16 protein-coding genes are annotated in these 19,167 nt (G+C 64.8%); 8 read left to right on the forward strand and 8 right to left on the reverse strand.

Annotated elements, in window-relative coordinates; genetic code table 11:
• Window positions 1-5: 5 nt before the first annotated feature.
• Complete coding sequence (locus AB8M85_RS03205; protein WP_372697312.1) at window positions 6-770, reverse strand: alpha/beta fold hydrolase; 765 nt, start codon at window positions 768-770, stop codon at window positions 6-8.
• 314 nt (window positions 771-1,084) lie between these two features.
• Between AB8M85_RS03205 and AB8M85_RS03210 the strand changes: the two genes are divergently transcribed.
• The 6 genes from AB8M85_RS03210 (at window position 1,085) to AB8M85_RS03235 (ending at window position 7,774) form a co-directional block, all read left to right on the forward strand.
• On the forward strand, window positions 1,085-1,255 hold the full coding sequence (locus tag AB8M85_RS03210) for a hypothetical protein (protein ID WP_372697313.1): 171 nt from the start codon (window positions 1,085-1,087) through the stop codon (window positions 1,253-1,255).
• Between the two features lie 271 nt (window positions 1,256-1,526).
• On the forward strand, window positions 1,527-2,615 hold the full coding sequence (locus AB8M85_RS03215) for an NAD(P)/FAD-dependent oxidoreductase (protein WP_372697314.1): 1,089 nt from the start codon (window positions 1,527-1,529) through the stop codon (window positions 2,613-2,615).
• 42 nt (window positions 2,616-2,657) lie between these two features.
• Entirely contained in the window at window positions 2,658-3,722 is a 1,065-nt protein-coding gene (locus AB8M85_RS03220) for an aldo/keto reductase (RefSeq protein ID WP_372697315.1), read from the forward strand.
• Between the two features lie 216 nt (window positions 3,723-3,938).
• Window positions 3,939-5,339, forward strand: a complete 1,401-nt coding sequence (locus tag AB8M85_RS03225) for an NAD-dependent succinate-semialdehyde dehydrogenase (RefSeq protein WP_372697316.1) — start codon at window positions 3,939-3,941, stop codon at window positions 5,337-5,339.
• A gap of 189 nt (window positions 5,340-5,528) precedes the next feature.
• Window positions 5,529-6,608 carry an AI-2E family transporter gene (locus AB8M85_RS03230; RefSeq protein ID WP_372697708.1) on the forward strand — a complete coding sequence of 360 codons (1,080 nt, stop codon included), beginning with the start codon at window positions 5,529-5,531 and terminating at the stop codon, window positions 6,606-6,608.
• A 263-nt stretch (window positions 6,609-6,871) separates the two neighbouring features.
• Window positions 6,872-7,774: an amidohydrolase family protein gene (locus AB8M85_RS03235; protein WP_372697317.1), complete on the forward strand. Its 903-nt coding sequence runs from the start codon at window positions 6,872-6,874 to the stop codon at window positions 7,772-7,774.
• A gap of 253 nt (window positions 7,775-8,027) precedes the next feature.
• On the opposite strand, the gene AB8M85_RS03240 is transcribed toward AB8M85_RS03235, so the two are convergent.
• From AB8M85_RS03240 to AB8M85_RS03270, 7 genes are all read right to left on the reverse strand, one after another.
• Window positions 8,028-9,512: a GntP family permease gene (locus AB8M85_RS03240; protein WP_372697318.1), complete on the reverse strand. Its 1,485-nt coding sequence runs from the start codon at window positions 9,510-9,512 to the stop codon at window positions 8,028-8,030.
• 207 nt (window positions 9,513-9,719) lie between these two features.
• Entirely contained in the window at window positions 9,720-10,343 is a 624-nt protein-coding gene (locus AB8M85_RS03245) for an aldolase (protein ID WP_372697319.1), read from the reverse strand.
• A 90-nt stretch (window positions 10,344-10,433) separates the two neighbouring features.
• Window positions 10,434-11,393: a D-erythronate dehydrogenase gene (gene denD / locus AB8M85_RS03250; RefSeq protein ID WP_372697320.1), complete on the reverse strand. Its 960-nt coding sequence runs from the start codon at window positions 11,391-11,393 to the stop codon at window positions 10,434-10,436.
• On the reverse strand, window positions 11,390-12,193 hold the full coding sequence (locus tag AB8M85_RS03255) for a DeoR/GlpR family DNA-binding transcription regulator (RefSeq protein ID WP_372697321.1): 804 nt from the start codon (window positions 12,191-12,193) through the stop codon (window positions 11,390-11,392). Before AB8M85_RS03255 ends, denD begins: the two co-directional genes overlap by 4 nt.
• A complete protein-coding gene (otnI, locus tag AB8M85_RS03260) occupies window positions 12,190-12,969 on the reverse strand; it encodes a 2-oxo-tetronate isomerase (protein ID WP_372697322.1) in 780 nt (259 codons plus the stop codon). Before otnI ends, AB8M85_RS03255 begins: the two co-directional genes overlap by 4 nt.
• Before the next feature lie 24 nt (window positions 12,970-12,993).
• The gene (otnK, locus tag AB8M85_RS03265; RefSeq protein WP_372697323.1) at window positions 12,994-14,247 is read right to left on the reverse strand and encodes a 3-oxo-tetronate kinase; all 1,254 of its coding nucleotides are present in this window, start codon (window positions 14,245-14,247) and stop codon (window positions 12,994-12,996) included.
• Window positions 14,248-14,959: 712 nt separating this feature from the next.
• Complete coding sequence (locus AB8M85_RS03270) at window positions 14,960-16,468, reverse strand: PucR family transcriptional regulator (RefSeq protein WP_372697324.1); 1,509 nt, start codon at window positions 16,466-16,468, stop codon at window positions 14,960-14,962.
• 206 nt (window positions 16,469-16,674) lie between these two features.
• On the opposite strand from AB8M85_RS03270, the gene AB8M85_RS03275 reads away from it, so the two are divergent.
• Together AB8M85_RS03275 and speB are read left to right on the forward strand one after the other, a co-directional pair.
• Entirely contained in the window at window positions 16,675-18,072 is a 1,398-nt protein-coding gene (locus AB8M85_RS03275) for an MFS transporter (protein ID WP_372697325.1), read from the forward strand.
• Window positions 18,069-19,067, forward strand: coding sequence for an agmatinase (gene speB, locus AB8M85_RS03280; RefSeq protein ID WP_372697326.1), 999 nt, complete (start codon window positions 18,069-18,071; stop codon window positions 19,065-19,067). The genes AB8M85_RS03275 and speB overlap by 4 nt, the downstream gene beginning before the upstream one ends.
• The last annotated feature ends 100 nt before the right edge of the window (window positions 19,068-19,167 follow it).

The raw sequence follows: 19,167 nt of genomic DNA on the forward strand, positions 1-19,167 counted from the left end.
GACGCTCAGCCGCGCAGGAACGGCAGCAACTCGTCCAGCACCTCGTCCGGCGGGAACAGGGTCGAGCCGTGGGTCCGGCCTTCCAGGGGCACGAAACGGGCGTCGGGCATCAGCTCGGCGGCCCGCCGGGAGTCGAGGTAGCGTTCGCGGTCGCGGGTGCCGGCCAGCAGCAGGGCCGGCAGGTCCAGCTCCGGCAGCACCGATTCGTCGAGCCCGGGTTCGACCTCCGTCCGCTCGAAGTAGGCCACCAGCGCCTCGGCGTCGTTGGCCATGAACGCGGCCCGGGTCTGCGGGTCCAGCCGCTGCCCGTCGACGAAGGCCTGCATGCCGCCGGTGCGCAGGGCGTCGAGGTAGCCGTCGAAGAACACCTTCGCGACCTGCCCGGACTGCGGGCGGAACGTCCCGCCGAGGGTCACGAGCTTCTCCACCCGCTCCGGGCTCGTCGCCGCCAGCGAGAAGCCGACCCGTGCACCGAACGAGTACCCGACGACGGCGGCACGGGCCAGGTCCGCGGCGTCGAGCACCGCGACGACGTCGGCCACCAGCAGGTCCATCGCATACGCCGTGCTCTCGCGCGGCTTGGCACTGCGGCCGTGGCCGCGCAGGTCGATCCGCACCACGGTGAACCCGTCCAGCGCCTTCACGTAGCCCAGGCCGCGCCAGATCGCCCGCGAGAGGGCCGAACCATGCAGCAGGACGACGGCGGGGCCCGCCCCGGAGATGTCGTAGGAGATGGTCGTCCCGTCCAGGGCGTTGCGTGTTTCGGCCATGGGATCAGGGTACCGCCGACGCGGCCCACCGCTCCGGCGCCGGCACAGGTCTCCGGGCCCGGCATCCGGCGACCGCTTTCAGCAAACGCCAAGCTTCCGGCGCTAGAGTACTTAAGTACCTCATGAAGGTGCGAGTGATGAGAGCACCGGCTGGATGATCGATGATTCCCCCCAACTATCGACCAGCCGGTGCTCGTCTCGCTAAGCCGCGTCCGCCGCCTGCGACGGTCGTGCCCTCGACAGGCCCGCGGTTCGGGGCGAGACTGGGGTCATAGGAGCATCAAGTCCCAGGAGCATCAACGAGGGAGGACCCCATGAGCGAGAACCCGTTCGCGCAACCCGACGCAGGCGAAGCCGTCGACCCCGAGGACACCGAGACCGACGCCGCGAAGGCCACCCGGGCCCAGCACGACCACGACGACGAGCGGGTCGACGAGTGGGAGGAGGAGTCTTTCCCCGCCTCCGATCCGCCGTCGAACTACTGATCCCCGGCCAGCCTCCGGACCAGCCCCTCGACCGGTCCCCGCCGACTCCCACGGAGCTGACACCGGACGCACAGGTGGCTCCAAGGATCGCTGGTTAGGCTGGTGGAACCTTCTCAAAGGTGCGAGTGATCAGAAGCACCGGTTATAGCGGTTTGTCGCCTCCTTGTCCGCTATGGCCGGTGCTTCACCCGTTAAGCGGCCGGTCCAGGACCGCGTCCAGATCCCGGCCCCGGGTCGCCGCCCGGCAGACGCCCGCAGTAGCCTGAGGTCCATGGCAGCCCCCACTTCCCCGCACATCGTCGTCATCGGTTCCGGCGTCGCCGGCGCCTCCACCGCCTTCGCCCTGGCCCGCTCCGGCGCCCGCGTGGACATCGTCGACGCCCGGCTGGACGGATCCGCCACCCCCGCCGGAGCCGGCATCATCATGCCCTGGGCCTCCTCGCGCGGCACCGGTTCCTTCTACGACCTCTACGCGGCCGGCGCCGAATACTACCCGCGGCTGCTCGAAGAGCTGGCGGCGGTTGGCGTCGGGGACGTCGACTACCGCGTCACCGGCGGACTGATCGTCAACGATGACGCCGAACTCCTGCGCACGACGGCGGAGCGCCTCTCCGCACGCATCTCCGCTTCCGCGGTGGCCGGGACCCTGCGCCGCGTCGACACCGATGAGGCCCGCGCACTGTTCCCGCCCCTGCGCCCCGGGCTCTTCGGCCTGCACCTGTCCGGCGGCGCCCGGGTGGACGGGCGCTCCCTGCGCGAGGGCCTCCTGCGCGCGGCGGCCGCCTGCGGGGCCGAGGCCATCGAGGCCACCGCCCGGCTGGCACCGCCCACCACGTCCTCCGGTGCCCCCACCGTTCTCGCCGCCGAGCGCACCCTAGCGCCGGATGCCGTGGTCGTCGCCGCCGGGGTATGGACCGACCAGGTCCTGGCCCCGCTGGGAGTGGGCACCGGCGTCGTGCCCCAACGGGGGCAGATCCTGCACCTGCGCGCCGACGGGCACGCCACTGACGACTGGCCCAGCGTCCATCCGCTCTCCGACGTCTACATGGTCTCGTTCGGCGGTTCGCGCGTCGTCTTCGGGGCCACCCGCGAGGACGGATCGGGCGTCGACGTGCGCCGCACGCCGGCCGGCCAGCGCAAGCTCTACGACGGCGTGTTGGACCTGGCGCCGGGTCTGGCAGAGGCCACCGTGCTGGAGACCCGGGTCGGCATCCGGCCGATGAGCCCGAAGGCCCTGCCAATCGCCCGGCAGCTGGCACCCGGCGTGTGGGCCAACGCGGGGTTCGGCCCGGCCGGGCTGACCATGGGCCCGCTGGTGGGCCACCGGCTGGCCCGGGACGTGCTGGCCGCCACCGCGTAGCATGGGGCTGAACCCACCCGTCATCCCGTGAGGAGCCCCGCCTTGGCCCAGGACATCCACTTCGACCGCGCCGCTGAAGGCCACCGTCCCTACACCGCCGCCGAGGACCGGTACGACACCCTCGGCTACCGCCGGGTCGGCACCTCCGGCCTGTTGCTGCCGCCGCTGAGCCTGGGGTTGTGGTGGAACTTCGGGGACAACCGCCCGTTCGACACCCAGCGCGAGGTCCTGCGCCACGCCTTCGACCACGGCATCACCCACTTCGACCTGGCCAACAACTACGGCCCGCCCTATGGCTCCGCCGAGGAGAACTTCGGGCGGATGCTGCGCACCGACTTCAAGGCGTACCGCAACGAACTGGTCATCTCGTCCAAGGCCGGCTACGACATGTGGCCCGGCCCGTACGGCAACTGGGCCTCGCGCAAGTACCTGATCGCCTCCGCCGAGGAGTCCCTGCAGCGGCTGGGGCTGGATTACGTCGACATCTTCTACTCGCACCGCCCCGACCCCGCGACGCCCATCGAGGAGACGGTGGGCGCGCTGGACACGCTGGTGCGCCAGGGCAAGGCGCTCTACGTCGGGATCTCCTCCTACTCCCCCGAACGCACGACGGCGGCGAAGAAGGTCGCCGACGAGCTCGGCACCCCGCTGGTCATCCACCAGCCCTCCTACTCGATGCTCAACCGCTGGGTCGAGGACGGGCTGCTGGACACCCTGTCCGAGGCGGGCATGGGCTCGATTGCCTTCACCCCGCTGGCCCAGGGCCTGCTGACCGGCAAGTATCTCGACGACAAGAACGCGGTCCCCTCCGGCGGCCGCTCCTCGCTGGCCGGATTGACCGAGGAGAACCTGGGCAAGGCCCGCGAACTGGCGAAACTGGCCGAGCAGCGCGGCCAGTCCCTGGCCCAGCTGGCCATCGCCTGGCTGCTGCGCGAGGGCGGGGTCACCTCCGTGCTCGTCGGGGCCTCCTCCACGCGGCAGCTCGACGAGAACCTGGCCGCGGCGGGCAACACTTCGTTCACCGCCAAGGAACTCGAGCTGATTGACGGGATCACCTCCGGAACCGGGGACAGCGTGGATCTCTGGCGCACCTTCTCCGACTCCTAGGCGATCCCCCGCGACGGGACCCGGGGCAGCCGCCCCGGGTCCCGTCGTCGTACCTGGAGAGCTGGGGGCCGGTTCCGGTCCCCTGCACTGCTGGCGTGCGGCCAAAATGTGCAGATGCAGTGACCCGATTCACAAACCCGCCCATCCGGGACATGATGGATTGGTGCGCCGCTCCACCGAGGGCGCCCCCGAGTTTCAACGACAAGGAGTCAGGCAGTGTCCACCACCGCCCAGCAGTCCAACCAGCCCGGCTACCGCGTGCTGAACCCCGCCACGGGCGAGGTCGTCGAGACCTTCGATACCGCCACCGACGCGCAGGTCGGCGAGGCCCTGGCCGCAGCGCAGTCCGCCTACGAGTCCTGGGGCGCGCTGCCCATCACCGAACGCGCCCCCATCGTCAAGCGCGTCGCCGAGCTGTTCACCGAACGCGCCGACGAGCTGGCCGCGACGATCACCGAGGAGATGGGCAAGCCGTTCTCGGAGTCCAAGGGCGAAGCGGAATTCTGCACCGACATCTTCAACTACTTCGCCGACGAGGGCCCCACGCTGGCCGCCGACCAGGAGATCAAGGCCATCGGCGGCGGCCGCGCCATGGTCCAGCGCCTGCCCGTCGGCCCGCTGCTGGGCATCATGCCCTGGAACTACCCGTACTACCAGGTCGCCCGCTTCGCCGCCCCGAACCTGATGCTGGGCAACACGATCATCCTCAAGCACGCCGAGACCTGCCCGCGTTCCGCCCTGGCCATCCAGAAGATCATGGACGACGCCGGGGTCCCGGCAGGTGCCTACGTGAACCTGTTCGCCTCCCACGAGCAAATCGCCGACATCATCGCCGACCCGCGCGTCCAGGGCGTCTCGCTCACCGGCTCCGAACGGGCCGGCGCCATCATCGGCCAGCTCGCGGGGCAAAACCTGAAGAAGGCGGTCCTGGAACTCGGCGGCTCCGACCCCTACGTGGTCCTGGACTCCGCCGACGTCCAGAAGGACGCCGAACTGGCATGGGCCACCCGCATCGAGAACACCGGCCAGGCCTGCAACTCGAACAAGCGCATGATCGTCATGGAGGACATCTTCGACGAGTTCGTCGCCGGCCTCACCGAGCAGGCGACCGGCCTGGTCCCGGGCGACCCGGCCACCGAGGACGACGGCACCTTCGGCCCGTTGTCCTCCCGCGCCGCCGCCGAGGCCCTGCACGAGCAGGTCCAGGACGCCGTGTCCAAGGGGGCCACCCTCCACGCCGGCGGCACCCTGCATGAGGGACCGGCGGCGTACTACTCCCCGGCGGTGCTCTCCGGCATCACCGAGGACATGCGCGCCTACCGCGAGGAACTGTTCGGGCCCGTCGCCGTCGTCTACAAGGTCTCCTCGGACGAGGAGGCGCTGAGGCTCGCCAACGACACCCGGTACGGCCTCGGCGGGGCGGTCTTCAGTACCGACCCGGAACGCGCCGGCAAGGTCGCCCAGGGCCTGCAGGTCGGCATGGCCAACGTCAACGGCATCGGCGAAGGCGCCGACCTGCCCTTCGGCGGCGTCAAGCGTTCGGGCTTCGGCCGCGAACTCGGCCCGCTGGGCATGGAAGAGTTCGTCAACAAGCGCCTGTTCTACATCGCGGAATAGCGCGACCGCGCGTGGTCCCTACCCTAGAGTAGGGACCATGACGTTTGAGGCGCTTCGATGACTTTCCGACCGTTCCACCGGCGTGCCCGGCACCGTCCCGCCCCATCTGCCGCCGCGGCCTCCGCAGGGGGGAATGCCCGGGCGGAGGCCCTCGGTCCCGCCGATTCCCGCGTGGCCCCGGCGGACAGGGTGTCCTTGTTGTGGTCCAGCGCACTGGGACGCAGTGCCACCCGGGCCGGTCAGCTCCTGTTGCTCGTGGTCCTGGCCGGCGCGGCAATTTTCGGGCTGGCCCGGGTGAGCCTGGTCGTGCTTCCGCTGCTCATTGCCCTGATCCTCACCAGCGCCCTGTGGCCGCTGGTGAGCTGGATGCGCCGCTTCGTGCCGCCCCTGCTCGCCGCCTGGACGGTCTTCCTTGGATCCTTCGTCGTCCTGGGGGGCGTCGGAACCGGGATCGTCTTCGCTGTGCGAGCCGAATGGCCCGGCCTCGTCGACCAGGCCGTCCAGGGCTTCCACCAACTCCAGGGCCTGGTAAAGGACCTGCCCTTCCAGATCAGCCAAAGCCAGATCGACGAGGGCGTCACGGCGGTCACCGACTTCCTGACCAGCAAGCAGTTTGGCGCGGGGGCCCTCACCGGGATCTCTGCCGCCAGCAGCTTCTTCACCGGGCTGGTGTTGCTGCTGGTCATCATGTTCTTCTTCCTCAAGGACGGCGACAAGATCTGGGCCTTCTTCCTGTCCTGGATCCCGTCCAGCCACGAACCCCAATGGCAGGCCACCGGGGACCGCACCTTGACCACGCTCGGCGGCTACGTCCGCGGAACGGCGATCGTCGCGCTGGTCGACGCCACCGGCATCGGGGTGGCCCTGTGGATCCTGCATGTCCCGCTGGCCCTGCCCCTGGCGGCCATCGTCTTCATCAGCGCGTTCATCCCGATCGTGGGCGCGACCTTCGCCGGCATCCTGGCCACCCTGGTGGCCCTGGTGGCGAACGGCCCCGTGGTGGCCCTGATCGTGCTCGGTGTGGTGGTCCTGGTGAACCAGCTCGAAGGCAACTTCCTGCAGCCGGTCGTCATGGGCCAGGCCCTGCACCTGCACGCGCTGGTCATCCTGTTGGCCCTGACGATTGGCACCGTGCTCAGCGGGATCGTCGGAGCCGTGCTGTCGGTGCCGTTGACCGCCGTGGGGTGGGCCATCGTCAAGATCTGGAGCGGTCGGGACCCCGAAGCGGTGCGCCCGTACGAGATGGATCCCGGGCACCGGCAGGCATAGGAAACAGATATCGGGCAAACGCCCACCATGTGTACAGCTTCCACAAAGCTTCGCGCCCTAGTGTCTTAAGTACCTCATCAAGGTGCGAGTGATGAAACAGGGGCCCCAGCCTTCCCCCAGGCTGGGGCCTTCATCGTGTCCGGGCCGTGCTGCCCCGCCCGGCGTCCAGCCCGCAAAACCAGATCCCTGACCAGCACCTAGACTGCGGGTATCGGCCGGCTCCAACACGGCGGGCCACGAACGCACGTCCCACAGGAGCTCCGTTGACAACTACTCCCGGCCCGGCCACCGATGCCGACATCCCCGGCTACCTCCGCGCCCTCGGCATCCCGGGGCTCGCTGACATCCACGTGCACTTCCTGCCCCAGCAGATGATGGACAAGGTCTGGGCGTATTTCGACCAGGCAGAGCAGCACTATGGCAGGCCCTGGCCGATCCACTACCGGGAAGATGAGGACTCCAGGCTGGCCCGCCTGCGCGGCTTCGGCCTGGCGGCCATTCCCTCCCTCTCCTATGCACACAAGCCGGGGATGGCCACGTGGCTGAACACGTGGAGCCGCGATTTCGCGCGCCGGGTTCCGGGGGCCGTGCGGTGTGCCACGTTCTACCCGGAACCGGGGGCGGCCGCCTACGTCCGCGAGGCGATCGACGACGGGACACGGCTCTTCAAGCTGCACATCCAGGTCGGGGGCTTCGCCCCCGACGATCCGTTGCTGGACGAGGCCTGGTCCGCACTGGAGCAGTCGCGGACACCGGTTGTCATCCACGCGGGATCGGCACCCCTTCGCGGGCAGTTCACCGGCCCGGATCCGGTGCGCCGCGTTCTGGGGAAACACCCAGACCTGGTGCTGGTCATCGCCCACATGGGAATGCCCGAATTCCATGCCTTCGCCGACCTGGTGCCCGACTACCCCGGCGTCCACCTCGATACCACCATGGTCGGAACCGACTTCACCAACGAGTTCGCCCCCATACCCCGGGACTACATCGACCGCCTTCCGGGCCTCCGGGACCGCGTCATCCTGGGCACCGACTTCCCGAACATCCCCTATCCCTATGCGCACCAACTCGAGTCCCTGGCCCGACTCGGCCTCGGCGACGACTGGATGCGTGCGGTGCTGTGGGAAAACGGAGTCCGCCTGCTGGACCTGCCCTCCGGGAGCTGAGGCCGGCGGGCCGGCCCGGCCGCCTTCGGCCCACGCCGACGGTGCCCGACCGGCTCCGATCGGCGCGCCCGCGCAGCCGGGCATACCCTTCAGCACCCGGAAGGGCCACGGGCCGCTCGATCGAACGCGAACTGGCAACGATAACCGACCGGCCTCACTGGCGCAGGAACGGACGAGGGCTGGTTCTGGTGCTTGTGCACTGGAACCAGCCCTCCGGATTGCCACTAACCCAACACAACCCGAGTCCGCTCAGTTAGCCGACTATGAGGTTCAAGATGATCAGCAACGGTATGGAACCAGCCCAAATCGCGGTCGTTATTCCAGACCACCCCTTGAGCGCATCCACACCCTCAAGCCCGGTGAACCTGGTGACAACCCAGAAGTAGGAGTCGTTGAAGTAGCTGAAGACCATGGAACCGGCCGTGCAGGCGAGCACCGCAACGAGTGGGGCAAGTCCCAGGCTTGCAACCAATGGTGCCGATACGGAGGCGGCGGTAATCATTGCAACTGTCCCCGACCCCTGTGCTATACGCACCACGGTGGCAATGATGAATGGCACCAGGAAGGCCGGTAGGGCGGTGGCCGCGATCGCCTCGGCAAGGGCGTCACCGACGCCGGAGTCACGCAGAACCTGGCCGAAGGCTCCGCCCGCGCCCGTGATGAGCAGGATCAATCCGGCCGAGGCGGCTGCCTCGGACAGCCAACCGTGAACCCGATTGCGGGGTGTCCACCGGGGCAGCAGGACGTAGACCGCCAGAATCGTTCCAATCACCAGGGCGACGACGGGATTTCCGAAGAAGGCGAAGGGGACAACCCAGTCGCTGGCCGTGTAGTCCTCACCGGACAAGGCACCCTGCTGGGCTTTGTCGATGGCAGCGGTCACCGTGTTCAGCACGATCAACAGCAACGGCACGACGAGGGGTAGGGAGGCTACGAATGGGCCAACCTTGTGGGGCTTGGCACCCGCCGGGGCTTCTCCTAGAGCGGCAATGGGATCGTAGGTCTCGACCTCAGCCATGTCACGCTCTTCGCTCCCCTTCTCCAAGGTCGCAGTGGGGGTGCCGCCTGCCCGCTGAGCCCGCGCTTCGCCGAAAAGCGCAATCTTCACCTCGGGGACGACCCGGTCCTCCAAGAGCGGGCCGATCCACTTGGCATACACAACCACAACCGGAAGCAGTAGGACCGTGAAAGCCAATCCCGTAACGATTACCAGCCCCAAATCGGCACCCAGGATGCCAGTAGCTGCCAAAGGTCCAGGGGTTGGCGGCACCAGGTGGTGGGTCAACGTCATCCCTGCTCCGAGGGACAGCGCCAATGCGACGTAGCCGCCGCGCTTAACTCGGGCTATGGAACGAGCGAGGGGATTCATGATGACATAGCCCGAGTCGCAGAAGACGGGAATGGATACCAATGATCCGACACTCGCCATTGCCCATTCTTCGCGGCCCTTGCCGAATGCCTTGAGGAAGGTCTTCGCCACTGCGTCCGCGCCTCCGGAGACTTCGAGGATCTTGCCAATAGCAACCCCTAGGCCGATGACTATCCCAATGCTGCCCAGGGTGTTGCCGAACCCCTTGGCGATCGAGTCCACCATTCCTGTCAGGTCTTGCCCGGCGACTACACCGGTTAAAATCGCTGCGATCAGCAGGGCGACGAATGCGTCGAGTCGGGTTCGGAGGACGATCACGATGATCGCTACTATCCCCAACGCTAGAGCTAATAAAGGCTGGAGTTCCATGGATTTCCTTTGATTAGAGCAAACAGACCGGACGCGCAACCAAGCCGGATTGACGTGGCAAGGTCAGGTACTGCAAGCAGGTTTCAAGACTCTTGTCAGGAAAGCAGGGCAAATTACTTCATCGTCCGGACCCAACGACTCTTGTGGGGAGAAGGCGGACTCCCCGTGGTGAGTTCTACTGTTTCGCTCCGGAAGGCCAAGGTCCATTTACTTCTTGATGAGTTCGTTGACCTCCGAGGCGTTTAGCGGCCTGGCGTCCCTACCTCCTAGTAGCAATTCGAGTTGAGCAGATACCTCCAATTCTTCCGACGTGTTGACCGCATCAACGAGCGTTGAAGCTGAAACCAAGCTGCCGTGGTTGCGCAAGATAACCGCTGCTGACCCCGCGGCAGCGTCAAGGATGGCCGGCTTCACCTCGGCAGAGCCGGGAGGGAAATACGGAACCAGTGGAATACTTTCGCCCAGCCGCATCACGAAGTATGGGGTTAGCGGTCGGATAAGTGGTCCATCTGAGTCCGCGAGGCAGCTCAAAGCCGTGACGAAGGTCGAGTGAAGGTGAACAACGGCGCCGGCCGCCGGTCTCGCTTCATACATGGCCCGGTGCATGACGACTTCCTTGGAGGGAGGGTCTCCTTCTATGAGGTTCCAATCACCATCGAGCAGGGAAAGCTGCGAAGCCTCGAGCCTCCCCAATGACGAATCAGTCGGGGTCATGAGGTAGCCATCAGGGACCCGAACGCTGATATTGCCCGCGCTCCCCACGGAGTATCCTCGCGCAAAGAGGCTCGCTGCCAAAGAGACGATTTCGTTTCTCGTTCTGGTGTTGTTCAACTTATTCCTCTGATTTCGCCCATCGAGGGTCTGTAGGACCAAGCGGTGCGATCGTTTTGTTCACCAGGTTGGTCTTCGAATGCGTGTTCCTCAATCAACGTATTCGTCTCGGTATTGCCGAACCACATCATCAAAATCGACGTCCTTGGCGAACCCCAGCCGCAGCGGACGCTCTACGTCGAAATCTCCCGGCCACGAACACACGATGTCCATGACCCGCGCATCCAAATTGAGCGTCACCAATTCCCGTGCTTCCCGCCCACCCACGTTGGCAAGGCTTTCGAGCATCTGATCCACGGTCACCGAGATCCCCGGGAGATTCAATGTGCGCCATGGGCCAAGAAGGCCCGCATCAACTTCCAACGCGTGAACGAGATTGCCAACGGCGATGTCGGGCGACGATAGCCACATGCGAGTATCGACAGGAACCGGGCAGTCTGAAGGAATGCCATTAAGCGGCTCGCGGATGAGCCCACTCGCGAACGAGGACGCGGCGGAGTTGGGCTTTCCAGGACGGACGGAAATGGTTGGGAGCCTGCAGACTCGACCGTCAACGAATCCCTTTCGTGAGTATTCGTTGACTAGTAGCTCCCCGATGGCCTTCACGGCGCCATAAGTTGATCCCGGCTGCGCCGCGAGCGATTCGGGAACCACCTCGGGCATCAGTCCGCCAAACACAGCCAGTGAACTGGAGAATACGATCCGGGGCTTTACCCCGGATGTCCGCGCCGCATCAAGAATTGCTTGGGTCCCACCTACGTTTATCTTCATGGCCAAGTCGAAATCTTCTTCCGAACCACCGCTCAGCACAGCAGCAAGGTGAAAGATACCGGTTGTTTCAGCCGTGATGACAGATGCGAGCAGATTCGGATCAGCGACGTCCCCGGCAACGGAGCGCACGCGGGAGTCGGCAACGGGACATTCGGCGAGGTCCAGTGAAATAATCTGTTCAAAGTCGACCCCTGCTTCGCCCCGGTCCTTGCGTTCCAGCAGCAATTGAATGACCCGGCTTCCGAGGAAACCACCTCCACCGGTGACAACGATATTCATTGGTAGTCCTTTCGTAGGTCTGATTTTTCCGGGGTTTTCGGTTCGCTGAGCAGCAGAGGCACCCCAAGTTGATGGATTCGTTCCGCAACTGAGCGTCCTAGCCCCGTATCCGAGACGACTGCGGCGAAATCCTGAAAACCAATGGCCCTGTGAGTGGCCACCTTGCCGTACTTGGTACTGTCACTGGCCAGGATGGTGCGGGACGAGTTTTCTATGATGGCTTGCTTGACAACGAGTTTCTCTTCGGAAGTGACCGACGTTCCGTGTAGGTCGAATGCCGAGGTCGACATGAAAGAGACGTCGATGTTGAAACTTGCGATCGTGCTCGCCGTCATCGGGCCCTCAGAAGACAGATTGGCCCGATCCATCCGGCCCCCGGCAAGGTACAACTCATTTTCTGAGGACCCCGACAAGAATGTTGCAATCGCGACGTCGTTGGTGATGACGGTCAGTCCGTCCATCTGCGCAAGACGCCGGGCTATCGCTAGGATCGTTGTCCCCGCATCGAGAAAAACCACATCACCCATGGAAACCTGCTGCGCGGCGACATCGGCTATCGCGGTCTTCTCAGCTCGTTGAAGTCCTTCCTTCACGCGGTGGGATTGGTCCATCGCCATACGCGCCGGCAGACTGACCCCTCCTGCCACGGACACAACACGGCCCATTTCCTCAAGGCGCTGGATATCGCGCCGGACGGTCATATGCGACACCCCCAGCACTTCGACCAGGGCAGCTATGCTGATCGTGCCCTTGTCTTCGAGAAGACGGAGGGCAGCTCGTTGCCGCTCTGCGGGGATCACCGGTCTTCCTTGTATTCCTGCAGCCAGGCTAGACCCGCGCGCGTGTCGCCGGCCGGGTGGTACTCACAGCCAACCCAGCCGCCATAGCCAGCCTCATCCAGCACGGCTAGTACATGGGGGTAGAACAGTTCTCCCTTGTCCGGTTCCTGGCGGTCAGGGACAGAGGCGATTTGCACATGGGAGATCCAGGGAAGCACCTTGCGGATCAGGTTGGTCACATCACCGTCGGTGATCTGCGCGTGGTAAAGGTCCAGCTGAAGACGGACGTTTTCCCGATCAATCTCTTCCAGCGTGCGGACTGCTTGAGCGACACTCCTAAGGAAGTACCCGGGCATATCCCGCCCATTCAGTGGCTCTAGAAGAATCGAGACACCAAGCTCCGCAGCCCGCTCGGCCGCGAACCGGATATTGGCAATATAGGTCTCAAGGGCTACCTGATCCTCGTGGGCGTTCCCTGCCATCACATGAAGCTGGCGGCATTCCAGCGCCTCCGCATATTCAAGGGCCAGGTCAAGGCTTGCCCGAAATTCCTGCCGCCGGTCGGGAAGGGAGGCCAACCCCCGGTCGCCGGCGCCCCAATCTCCCGGAGGCAGGTTGAACAGTACCTGAGTGAGGCCAGCCGAGCGCAGCAATCCCCTGAGCTCGTCCTTCGAGTGCTCATAAGGGAACAAGTACTCAACCGCGTGGAATCCCTCAGCCGCTGCGGCCTCAAATCTCTCTGGAAACGGGATCTCGGTGAAGAGCATCGATAGGTTGGCTGCGAATTTGGGCATCATCGACCTTTCTCGAACTCCGTTGCTCTACTTCTGAGCCGTGGTGAAGAAAGTCTCTTCACCGAAGTTCCCGGATTTAAGGACAAGATCCACCGTTCCCTCAAGAGAACGAACCCACGGGACCCCGGGTGCAACCTGGGGGCCGACACGGAACCCCTCGACGCCCAGAGCCGTCGTTACCGAACCCGAAGTTTCCCCTCCCGCCACGATGAAGCGTGTCGCCCCGACCCCACGAAGGGCCCGCGCAAGCGCTGCGAACAGGCTCTCGAAGGCGGAGCCGGACACATCGGCGCCAAACGCTTCTTGCGTGCGCCGGACCTGCTCCGGTTGGCCCGTCGCATACACGATGGGGGCGAGCCCGTCCTCGGGCTGGGCGAGCACCCATCCAACAATCTCGGAAACGTAGCCACTGGGATCTTGCAAAACCCGTTCGATCGAAAGTCCGAACGCGGGAGCACGCTGCACGTAGTTTTCAACCTGCAGGTTGGTCATAACCGAGCTGGAACCCGACAAAATAACTGTACGGCCCACAAGAGGTGTCCACCGCGTTGCTTCGTCCGAACTGCCACGGTCGTTCAAAGCCCGAGCTATGGCACCACCCAAACCGGATCCGCCGGTCACCAAGTTGAAGTCGGCAACTGCTTCCCCCAGGCAGTGAAGGTGCTCATCACTCACCGCGTCCAGGATGGCATAGCGAACGCCCGACCTTCGCAGGTCTGTCAGCGCCCCCCGAACGGCGGCCGGCCCCTGGTCGATGACCTGGACGGGAACGTTTCCGGCTTTCCCCTCGGCTTGCACCTCCATCAGCCGCATCAGATTGGAATCACGCATCGGCGTTACAGGATGGTCGCGCATCCCGGACTCTTGTAGCAGCACGTCACCCACGAACAGATAGCCCTTGTAAATCGTCCGTCCGTTCACTGGGAGCGCAGGACAAACCACGGTGAAGTCCTCGCCGATTTCACCAAGCAACGCATCGGTCACAGGACCGATGTTTCCATTGGGCGTGCTGTCGAAGGTTGAGCAGTATTTGAAAAAGAAGCGGTTGATTCCCTGCTTATTGAGGAACCGCATTGCATCCAGGCTCTGTTGAACCGCTTCCTTCACCGGGTTTGACCTGCTCTTGAGACTGATGACCACGGCTTCCACTTCATCGAGAACACCTGGCGTATCCCGAATGCCGCTTAAAAGGATTGTTCGAAACCCGTTTTCGGTCAGGAAGCCGGCGATATCCGTGGCCCCGGTGAAATCATCCGCTATGACGCCCACTTGCACACCCATGTGCTCCGCTCCCAATTCCGCCGTGCTAACCAATGCTGGGTATCAGGAAATCACAAATCTGCCCAAAATGTAACACCTAACACCTGGCTGAAAGGCTAGCCCCGGAGCAACCTCCGGCACCCGCAGCTCGAACAGGACGTGGGCCTTGGTCTTGCCGCCGAACATCGCCCGGGTCCGCGCGCCCGTGGGGAGCACCTTGTTCAGCTGCCTGTCACCGTGCCTGTTGAGTCGATCGCGGACGTTGTTGCCCGAGGGTGGGGGAATCCCAACTTACGGAAAGCGCCGGCCGGGGAGCTGTGACTGCACTCCAAACTCCCGGGGATGCCGAGGACCCGTGGTCCTTGCGGTCTCGAAGAATTGGAACGCGGTTGAAAGGATCGGCAGATCGCCGTTGAATTCCGTGAGGCAGCTCCGAGCGCTCCGGGGAGTGCTTCTGGGACTCGCCACCACCAAGGGCGGCGAAGGCATGGGCTTCCGAGCCTTCCTAGCTTTTTCGGCAGGATATCTTGCAACCCGCGGGCTGCAATACACCGGGTCGAGACACTCACCGGCATGTGAAACGCAACGACAGGTGGCGGTTTTTCGACAACGCTAAATGGCACGTCTGCCGCCCACACGGCGCACCGTGGATGGCATGGACGCTCTCATGGCCTGGGGAAAATGCGAGGCGACCGGTTTGCCCGCCTGCAGTCAGTTTTCCGCCGGCGGCCCCCTATCCTGCAGGTGCTTGGTTTCCCATGGCGTAGTACGCCTGCAGGGCCAGCCAAAGCCGGGCAACCGAATCTGATTCGGCCAAATCCAGTCCCGTGAGCTCACCGATTTTTCGGATGCGGTAGATGACTGTTTGACGGTGCACGAAGAGCAACATGGCTGTCTTTTGGGCCGAACGCTGGTTGCCCAGGTATGCCTCCAACGTGGCCATGAAGGCCGTCTGGTTTTTCCGGTCGTGTTCAATCACCGGGCCCAGTAGCCGCTGGACAAGGTCCTCACCCTCGCGGTAGCTGCGGGGGCCGAGCCATGACACGCCTTCGACGTACTCGACCAGTCGCGCGCCGCTGGCTGTCGCCTGCCCCAGCGCCCACAGGGATTCACGCAACCCACGCTGGATTTCGTGGGCGCCCAAGGCCGTGCTCAGTCCCATGTGTGTTTTCTCGGCGAGGACGTGCAGCAGCAATTCCTTCGGGCAACGCACACCCATGAGCACGTGCAGTCTTCCCTCGTGGACGACACAGATACTGCTGGTTCCGTGACGCCATAGCGCGCGGTGGATCTCGGGCAGGTTGGTTTCGGGCGCCTCTGGTAGCGAAAGCATGCGCGTTCCGTCGTCTGGAATGCCGAATTCTTCGAGTCGACGGGACGCCTCTGCGGCCGTGATCCTGCCGCCGAAGGCCTGAAGCAGGAATTCCCCACCTGAGCGGTACTGACCCTCCATTGCCAGTGCCGTCCGGGAGAGCCCGAGACCCAGCACCGTGGCAACATGCAACAGCACGACTCCGTCGGGCTTGGTTTCGGCCTCCGGGAGCACCACCAGCAGCGCATGTGGGTGGGTGGGGATTTCCATGAGCAGGATGGAAGAATCACCGTCCGTATTCCACAGGAAATGCCTGGTCCCTGGTGTCGATGCGGAATTGATGCCCCGGACCCGGTCAATCAACCCCGCCGGCAACGCCGGGTCCCCCGGCTGCCAGGGGTGCAGGCACCAGGCATCCACGACATGCACGCGGGCCCGCAGTTCCGCCGCGATGCCCCCAAGCAACTCGGGCCAGGATTCCTTGGGCGACGTCGCCTTGCGCAACAAGTCGTAAATCCGGGCGGTTTGGCGTATGCGGCGGGATTCCTCCAGCAGGCTCGCCTCTGCAATCGCACGGGATATGGCAATGAAGGGCAAGGGGTAGGGGATCGAGATCAGGGGAAGGGGAAGGGAAGCACACGCCGCCACGAATTCCGTGGAGAACTCGGGAGCATGCATCTTTGCCCCTACGGCCAACGCCACCGCACCGGCCTCCACCAGGGCCTCGGCCAGTTGGACCTGGGAGGCGGGATCCTCGGGGATGGACATTCCATTGGTCATCAGCAGCACTCCGGGCGATACCCACTCCCAGAGACTGGGCAGGTCCGAGGTGTGCGACCACGTGATCGGGCGATCGGCCCCCTCTGCCCCGGCAAGCAATTCCAAACCCAACTGCGGCTCAGCCACCAGTTCCCTGACCGTCATGGCCATGCCCGGCCTCCTCCATGCGTAGGGTCCGCTGTCGGGCAGCAGGTACCCACCACATCACAGCTCGCGCCTCAAATCATACATATGTCTAAGGAGCGAACGGATGCATAAACATTCGTTGATTGTAGCCGTGATCCCCGTCACCAATGATGGTCGTAATCGAAACCCCAGCCCGGACGAGCCGGGCACCCCCAAGAGAAGGGTCCGCAATGAGCACCTCCACTCGCCTCATTGACGACGCACCACTAACCCGGTTCCACAAAAAACTCACCGTCTTCTCGTCCGGCGGGCCATTCATCGACGGCTACGCGCTGTCGATCATCGGAATCGCACTGATCACCATGAAGCCGGCCCTGGACCTGGACCCCCTGGAAATCGGCCTGGTCGGCGCCGCCAGCCTGGTGGGCATCTTCTTCGGCGGCGGCGTCCTGGGCTGGGTCACCGACAAGGTCGGCCGCCACACGATGTACATCCTGGACCTGATCGCCCTGGCCCTGTTCTCCATCCTCAGCGCCTTTTCCGCCGACCTCTGGCAGCTGGTCGTTCTGCGTTTCCTGCTCGGCGTCGCGATCGGCGCAGACTACCCCATCGCCACCTCCCTGCTGGCCGAATTCCTCCCCCGCAAACACCGCGGACGGATGCTCGGGGCCACCTTCGTGGTATGGGCCGTGGGGGCCGCATCCGCCTTCGCCGTCGGCTTCGCGATGCGCGGGGTCGGGGAGGATGCCTGGCGCTGGATGCTCGCCAGCCCGGCGGTCTTCGCGATCATCACCCTGCTCTTCCGCCTCGGAACCCCGGAATCCCCGCGCTGGCTATACTCTCGCGGCCGGATCGACGAGGCACGTGCCGTGATCAAGAAGGTCTTCGGTAACGACTACGACATCGATTCCCTGGGCGAGGATGAGGACAGCGGCAAACGCACCGCGACCTTCACCGACATCTTCAACAGGAAATTCTGGAGGCGCACCCTCTTCGTCTCCATCTTCTGGACCGCCCAGGTGATTCCTCTCTTCGCGGTCTACACTTTCGCCCCCGAGCTGCTCTCCTCCTTCGGCCTGGACGGAGACGCCAACCTCTACGGCGGGTCGCTGCTCATATCACTGCTCTTCGTCGTCGGCGGCATCCCCGGCCTCTGGCTGGTCGAACGAATCGGACGACGCAAGCTGCTGCTGTGGTCCTTCGCCGTGATCGTGCTCGCACTGGCGGCCCCCGCCTTCATCCCCGGCGTGGCACCCCAGTTCCTGTTCACTGCCCTGGCGGTTTTCGCACTGGCGTCGGGGGCCTCCAGTTTCCTGGAGGTCGTCTACCCCAACGAACTCTTCCCCACCGAGATCCGGGCCACCGCGGTCGGATTCGGCACCGCCATCAGCCGTGTCGGCTCCGCGGCGAGTACCTACCTGATGCCGGTGGCCATCATCAGCTTCGGCGCCTCAGGTGCCCTGCTGATTGGGGCCGGCATCTCCCTGGTGGGCCTCGTGGCCACCTTCATCCTCGCCCCCGAAACGGCCAACCGATCACTCTCCGACACCTCCGGCGATGCCACACCCGAACACCCCGCCCCCAAAAGCATGACTGCAGAAACCACCACGGAAGGAACCCTCGTATGAGCAAGCACCAGCCCGTCGGCCCTGTCGAGGCAACCAAGGTCCCCCGGTTCGCCGGACTGGGCACCTTCGCCCGCCTCCCCCAGATCGATGCCGTTCCCGACTACGACATCGCCGTCCTCGGGGTGCCGTTCGACGGCGGAACCTCCTTCCGCCCCGGCGCCCGTTTCGGCCCCGCAGCCGTCCGCGAGGCCTCGCGCCTGCTGCGCCCCGGCTACCACGTCGAATTGGACGTCACCCCCGTCGAAGCAGTCCAAGTCGTCGACGCCGGCGATGTCGCCTGCACGCCCTATGACATCGGCAAGGCAGTGACCCAGATCGAAGAGCAGGCGCTCCCGCTATTGGCCAAGGACAAGCGCGTCATCGCCGTCGGCGGCGACCACACGATCGCCCTGCCGATGCTCCGGGCCGTGAACAAGGTCCACGGCCCGGTTGCGCTACTGCACTTCGATGCACACCTTGACACGTGGGACACCTACTTCGACGAACCGATCACACACGGGACCATGTTCCGCCGCGCCTTCGAAGAAGGCCTGCTGGTCGAGGACAAGTCCATGCACGTGGGCATCCGCGGCCCCGTCTACGACCAGGACGACTTCCTGCGCGACCACGAATTCGGGTTCCAGATCATCCGCTCCACCGACATCGATGACATCGGCGTGCAGGCTGCCATTGAGAGGGTGCGCGAACGCCTAGGCGACACCCCGGTCTACCTCTCCGTGGACATCGACGTGCTGGACCCCGCTTTCGCCCCCGGCACGGGAACCCCGGAAATGGGTGGCCTGCACTCCCGTGAGCTCCTGCGCCTCATGCGTGGCCTGAACGGCATCAACATCATTGGCGCCGACGTGGTCGAGGTCGCCCCCGCCTACGACCACGCCGACATCACCTCCCTGGCAGCAGCCACCGTGGTCTTCGACATGATGGGCCTCATGGTCTCCTCCGGCCACCTGGACCAATCCCGGGGCCGGTACGAGATGGAAGAAGCCGCCGTCTAGAGACCCCCACATTCACTGGCCCGGGCAACGAAGAAATCGATGCCCGGGCCAGTGGCGGCCTTGGCCATTCGCCCACCGACTCTACCCATCCCTCGTCAGC

Source organism: Arthrobacter sp. JSM 101049 (genome assembly GCF_041679245.1).
Lineage (GTDB): Bacteria > Actinomycetota > Actinomycetes > Actinomycetales > Micrococcaceae > Arthrobacter_H.